Below are 2,463 nucleotides of genomic sequence, written 5' to 3'. Positions count from 1 at the left end.
CCAGCCGGCGACCTCGGCCGTCGCGCGGGCCAGGCCGGCGTTGGCATGCGGGCCGTATGCCGCCAGCGCGCCGACCACCCGCCCCTCGCAGACGATCGGGGCGATGACGGCAGCCCGGATGGCGCAGTCCACATCGGTGCAGGCGACCTCGCCGTGGTCGAGGACGGCGGTATGGCCGTCCCGCAGCACCGGTTCGGCGAGCTTGGCGACGGCGCCGGCGTGGTGGTTGTGGGCGCCCTCCCAGGTGACGGTTCCGCTCTGGTCGATCAGGGAAAGGGCCGGGGTGTCGAGGAGGGTCCGCAGGTGGCGTGCGGCCTTGGCCCCGCCGGCCGGCGTCAGCCCTGATCCGAGGTGGCGTGCCGCCCGGGCCGCCGTATGGAGCGTCTCGTAGGTCGCCCGGTTGGCGTCGCTGAGGAATCCCCGGGACCGGCCGCGCACCGTGACCACCAGGCGGATCCCCAGCCAGATGAGGAAGACGATCAGCACGGTCACCATCGCCGTGGGCAGATCGAAACCTCGCATCCCGCCAGGGTAGGGCTCACCTCGCAGGTCGCGCAGGAAGACTCGGATGCCGCCGCCGGGCGGCCCCGGCGGGGAACGGTGCGGCCCCGGCTGGGGGGAACAGGTGCGGGGTGCGGGTGCCGCCGGGCGGCCCCGGCCGGGAACGGTGCGGCCCCGGCTGGGGGGGAACAGCCGGGGCCGCTGCGGGCGATGCCCTCGGGGGGTAGGCACCACACGCAGGTTGCTCAACCCGAAGGGAGCGACCTGCCTCAATCCTTGGGCAAATTGGCGGATCATGCAACAGCAACGCCGCATGTGGCGCCGACAACTTTTCGTGGGACGAGATAAATGCGGCGTACGCCCGCCCACCGCATAGGGTGCCGGGGTGTCCGATGCGCTCGCCGCTCTCCAGTCCCTCGCCGCTGACGAGCGGGTCACCGCGGCGTCGGACCGGGCGCGGGAGGCGTGCACGCAGTTGCGCTGGCACCAGGCGCTGCGCCGCCGCATACCGGAGGCGGCAGCCGAATCGCGCGTGCGGGGAGCGTGGGCCAGCGGCGAACTGGACGGCGCGCGCAGCAGCATCGAGATCGTCCGGGACCTGATGCGCGGGGCCCGCGAACCGTCGCCCGACCCGGACCCCGCAGAGCGGGTGCTGCACGGGGCGATCGCGGCGACGGCGGCGACGGAGGGTCTGGTGGCGTCGGTGCGTTCGGCTCCGCGACAGGCATACGCCCGGCTCCACCTCGCCGCTGCCTCTCACCTGGTGGACAGCGGCGACCTCGGCCGGCCGCGGACGAGCGCCGAGTGCGCGGAGTTCTCCCTCCTGGGGCCGGCCCCGGATGCCGCCGAAGCGGCCGCCCGGCTGTTCGCGCTCGATGACGTCATCGCAGCCGACGACCTGCCCACCCTGCTCGTGGTCGCCATCGCGCACGCTGAGATCGTCCATGCCCGCCCGTTCGCCCGCGGCAACGGTCTTGTCGCCCGGGCGCTGAATCGCGTTCTGCTGCAGGCGTGCGGACTCGACCCCACGGGGGTGGTGGTCCCGGAAGCCGGCCACGGCGCCCAGGGGGGTGTCGCCTATCACGGAGCCTTACAGGCATACGGTTCGGGCTCCCTCGCGGGCCTGATGCTGTGGATCGACCACTGCGCCGACGCCGTCGTGGCGGGTGCGCGGGAGGGCGGCGAGATCGCCGATGCAGTTCTCGCGGGCCGTTTTTCGGCGACACCCACGCAGCCGGGCTGACGAAGTTATCCACAGCCTCGCTGGGTGTCGGTAGCCCGATCGGCCGGTTGTCGGCACGCTGAGGGGCATGACGATTCTTGGGGTGGTGAGTGGGTCCGGCGGCGCCGGCTGCTCGACATTGGCGGCCGCGCTGGGGGTGCAGGCGGCGGCGCTCGGGGGCACGGCCGTCGTCGTCGACGGCGACCCGGTCTGCGGCGGCCTGCAGGTCACGACAGGGGTGGAGCACCTGCCCGGCCACCGCTGGGCCGAACTCGCCGAGGTCGACGGGGTGGTCGATGGCTCGCGGCTGCGCGAACGGCTTCCGCAGGCGGACGGCTGCGCGGTGTTGTCGGGTGGCCGGGTCAGTTCCACCCTGACTGCGCTGAGCCCGGAACCGGTGCCGCCCACCGCTTTCGACGCCGTTCTCGACGGCCTGGAGCGCTCCTGCGATCTCGTCGTCGTCGATTGGGGCCGGCAGCTGCGGCCGGGGCAGGGCGCGAGTCTCTATCTGCTCCCGCTCACCGCTCGCGGCATCGCCGATGCGCAGGCATGGCTTGAGCAGTTCGACGCCGAGCAGTTGGCCGGCGTCGTCACCCGGTCCCGTCGTGGCCGGCGCAAGCTGGCCGAGGCCGCTGCTGCAGGTCTCGGGCTGCCCCTGCTCGGCGAGGTGGTCGACGATCGGCGGGTCGCCGTGGCCGAGCGGCGGGGTGGTATGCCGGGTGCCGGCCGCGGACCGCTCG

General features: G+C 73.7%; 1 protein-coding gene and 2 pseudogenes. 2 read left to right on the top strand and 1 reads right to left on the bottom strand.

The window, feature by feature from the left end; all coding sequences use genetic code 11:
* Window positions 1–522: pseudogene (locus BN11_RS24035) on the bottom strand (sensor histidine kinase); the annotation flags it as partial.
* A gap of 364 nt (window positions 523–886) precedes the next feature.
* On the opposite strand from BN11_RS24035, the gene BN11_RS15545 reads away from it, so the two are divergent.
* Entirely contained in the window at window positions 887–1,744 is an 858-nt protein-coding gene (locus BN11_RS15545; RefSeq protein ID WP_048699198.1) for a Fic family protein, read from the top strand.
* 67 nt (window positions 1,745–1,811) lie between these two features.
* Window positions 1,812–2,463, top strand: a pseudogene (locus BN11_RS24030) (hypothetical protein); the annotation flags it as partial.

The sequence above is a fragment of the Nostocoides australiense Ben110 genome (assembly GCF_001050535.1).
GTDB classification, from domain to species: domain Bacteria; phylum Actinomycetota; class Actinomycetes; order Actinomycetales; family Dermatophilaceae; genus Nostocoides_A; species Nostocoides_A australiense.
The sequence above is the reverse complement of the archived record's forward strand: the minus strand, read 5'-3'. Positions and strand labels throughout refer to the sequence as shown.